Here is a 3558-nt window from a genome sequence, read left to right as displayed (position 1 = left end):
CTGGTCGCGCAGGTCCTCGACGATGGCGGGATCGGGTGCCGCACCTCCCTGCGAAAGCAGAAGCTCCGCCGGGTCGCCGGGCACCAGGTATATCGCCAGGAAGACGATGGTGGCGACCAGCCAGACCAGCAGCACCGAGATGCCGAGACGCTTCACGAACCATTCCATGCATCGACCTCCGTTTCCGAGCCTGCATCAGGCCAGGGAAGCGTTCTCCAGGGTGGTGGCCGAGTAGAACGACAGCGGACCGGGGATATTGGTGAAGCCCTGCAGGTTGGCCTTCATCGCATATCCCTGCGACCGCCATGCAAGGCCGACCATGGGCGCCTGCTCCAGCACCAGTTCCTCGACCTTGGCATAGATGGCACGGCGTTTTTCGGTATCGAACTCCGCCCGGCCCTGATGAAGCAAAGCCGAAAGACCGGGCACCGTGATGCCGGTGCTGCGGATGAACGACGGGGCTGCCGTATCGTCGAGCACGGACGACAGGTTGTCGGGATCGGTGCTTTCCATCGCGGTGCCGTTGACCGCGAACTCGTATTGTCCGCGATTGCCCAGCGCCACCCTGGTCGCCCAGTCCGGCATGTGAAGGTTCACCACGATATTGAGATCGGCCAGGTTCTGCTGGACCACCTCGGCGGTGTTCTTATGCATGCCGTACTGCGCCGTGGACAGCAGCGTGCAGGAGAAACCGCCGCTCAACCCCGCTTCCGCGAGCAGCGCCTTGGCGGCATCCAGGTCGCGCCGCCAGCCATGCGCCCGCGCCGGATCGAAATACGGCGTGCCTTCCTGGAGAGGCAGTCCCTCCAGTGGTGCTCCCCGGCCGAAGAAGGCGCTCTGCACGATGTCGTCGCGCTTGATCGCCAGCGCCACCGCCCGGCGGACGCGGGCGTCGGCGAACGGCCCCGTCCTGCCGTTGAAGGTCAGGTACATGTAGGGCCCGAGCGTGGTGTCGAGCCGCAGGTTCTTGTCCTGCTCGATCTGGCTCATGGCGGCCCAAGGGACGTAGTCGATCAGATCGACGTCGCCCGACTGCAAGGCCGCCACCCGCAGGTTCTCATCCGGATATGCGACGACCCGGACGGTCTCGAACTTCGGCATGCCCGGCTTGTAGAAACCCTCGAAGGCTTCGAGGTCGATCGACACGCCGCGCTCCAGCTTCTTCAGCTTGAAAGGGCCGGCCCCGATCGCGAAGCTGTCGCGGCTGAGCGTGCCCGGCGCCACCATCGGCATGAAATATGTCGCCAGCCAGTCCGGAACGGCGACGGTCGGCTCCTTCATGATAAGCCGGACCGTGCGTTCGTCCGGAGTCTCGATCCGCTCCACCCCCTGGAACTGGCTGCGCATATAGGCGGTGGACTTCGCGTCCGCGACCTGTTCCAGGTTCCACTTGATGTCCTCGGCACGGACGGGGGAGCCGTTCTGGAACTTCGCCTGCCGCAGGTGGAACACCCAGCCGGTATCGCCGTCGCGTTCCCAGCTTTCGGCCAGTTCACCCTGGATCTTGCCGTCCGCCGAGAACGACAGCAGGCCCCGGTGGATGAGTGCCGCCATGGTCCCGGCGGCGGAGCCGGCGTTGACCCAGGGCTGGAGGTTCGGCGGATAGGATGACAGACCGATCGTCAGGTTGCCGCCCTTGGCGGACGAGCCGGAGGAAGTCTGACCCATGACCTTGCCGGCCAATCCGGCGAGCGGCAGGCTCGCTCCCGCAACCAGGAACCCGCGACGGGATATCCGCATGATGGCACCTCTTCTCTTTGACTGGACGGGTTCTCTCTGACTGGACCGGGCTCAACCGGCGAACTTGTAGACGTCGCGCGCTTCCCTGGGACTGATCCGGCGGTCCGCCAGATCCTTTGCCACCAGGGCGCGGTCGCGCCGCTCGGGCGGTCCGTAGCCGCCGGCGCCCGGCGTGATGATCTCGATGATGTCGCCGGCCCGCAGCAGGCCGGAGCCATGGTCGAACGGCTCGACGCCGGCGCTGAACCGGCAATCGCCCCTGCCGCCCTCGTGGCCGCCGGCAAGACCCCAGGGCGCCGACTTCATGCGTCCGCCGTCCATCTGCACCCGGCACTCGGCCTCCGCGCGGTAGACGCGCCGAAGCCCCATGCCGCCGCGCGTGGTTCCCGCCCCGCCGGAACCGTCCACCAGCTCGTAGCGCAGCAGCGTCAGCGGGTATTCCAGCTCCAGCGCCTCGCACGGCAGGTTGGAGGTGTTGGTCATGTGGATATGGACACCGTCCAGGCCGTCCTTGGTCGCCCGCGCGCCGAAGCCGCCGCCGATCGTCTCCAGATAGACCCAGGTGCCGCCGGTCCTGGGATCGACGCCGATGAAGCTGGCGGAAGCGCAGGCGCCGTTGCCGGCCGCCGTCAGCCGCTCCGGCACCGCCTGCGCCAGGGCGCCGTGGATCAGGTCGACGACCCGCTGGCAGGCGGCGATCCTACCGTTGACCGCTGCGGGGTGAGCGCAGTTGAGGATGGTGCCCTCCTTGGCCGTGACCTCCAGCGGGCGGGCAAGGCCGGCGTTGGGCAGGATGGTCGGATCGACCACCGTCTTGACCGCGTAGTAGACGGTTGAGAGCAGCGCCGTATAGACCATGTTGAGGCCGGCGCGGACCTGCGGCGGGCTGTCGAAATGCAGCTTCATGGTGTCGCCGGCGACCGTGATCTCGACCGAGAACTCAAGCTCCTCGTCGATCTCCGGGTTGTCGAACATGTCGGTGAAGCGGTAGACGCCGTCGGGGATCGCCGCGATGCCGGCCCGCATCTTGCGCTCCGCATAGTCCTGAAGCGCCTCGCCGGCTGCCAGCACCGTGTCGCGCCCGTATTTGGCGCACAGGTCCGTCATCCGCTGGACGCCCAGCCGGTTGGCCGCCACCTGGGCGCGGAGGTCGGACAGCCGTTCGCGCGGCACCTGGCAGTTGAGCAGGATCAGTTCCTGCACGTCGGACTGCAACTCGCCCTGCCGGTACAGCCGGATCGGCGGGATGCGCAGGCCTTCCTGGTAGATGTGGGCATGGCCCCGGTCGGCGAAATCGGCGTGGTGGGCGGTGTTGACCGCCCAGCCGGTAATCTCCCCGTCATAGAAGATCGGCTCGGCCAGCACGATGTCGGGCAGATGCGTTCCACCGCCCTCGAAGGCGTCGTTGCCGATGAAGATGTCGCCGGGCTTGATCTCCGACAACGGGTTTCGCCGCATGATGTGTGGGATGATGCCGATGAAGCTGCCGAGATGCATCGGGATGTGCTCGGCTTGGCACAGCGTGTTGCCCCGGATGTCGAACAGCGCCGTCGAGCAGTCGCGCCGCTCCTTGATGTTGGTGGAATAGCTGGCGCGGACCAGCGCTTCGCCCATCTCCTCCGCGATCGAGGAAAAGGCGCTGCCGATGACTTCGACGGTGATCGGGTCAACCGAAGCAGCGGCCGAAACAGTAGCCGAAGCGGTGGCCTCGGCGCTGGGGACGGGCATGCTCATAGCGATTCCAGGACAAGGTTGAGGTAGGGTTCGACATGGGCCACCATCCCCGGCAGGACGACGGTGGTGGCGTCCATCTGCTCG

The 3558-nt window shown here is 66.7% G+C and carries 2 protein-coding genes; both read right to left on the bottom strand.

Going from position 1 to position 3558, the window contains the following annotated elements; translation table 11 throughout:
* Nucleotides 1-195 precede the first annotated feature (195 nt).
* Nucleotides 196-1740: an ABC transporter substrate-binding protein gene (locus AC5JJ6_RS04575; RefSeq protein WP_496040912.1), complete on the bottom strand. Its 1545-nt coding sequence runs from the start codon at nt 1738-1740 to the stop codon at nt 196-198.
* A gap of 51 nt (nt 1741-1791) precedes the next feature.
* Nucleotides 1792-3474, bottom strand: a complete 1683-nt coding sequence (locus AC5JJ6_RS04570) for a hydantoinase B/oxoprolinase family protein (protein ID WP_496040911.1) — start codon at nt 3472-3474, stop codon at nt 1792-1794.
* Between the last annotated feature and the right edge of the window lie 84 nt (nt 3475-3558).

The organism is Skermanella sp. (genome assembly GCF_059503625.1).
The sequence above is the reverse complement of the archived record's forward strand: the minus strand, read 5'-3'. Positions and strand labels throughout refer to the sequence as shown.

Coding starts and splice junctions, on each gene's coding strand:
- AC5JJ6_RS04575 (WP_496040912.1), bottom strand. CDS start 1,740: ATGCGGATATCCCGTCGCGGGTTCCTGGTTGCGGGAGCGAGCCTGCCG.
- AC5JJ6_RS04570 (WP_496040911.1), bottom strand. CDS start 3,474: ATGAGCATGCCCGTCCCCAGCGCCGAGGCCACCGCTTCGGCTACTGTT.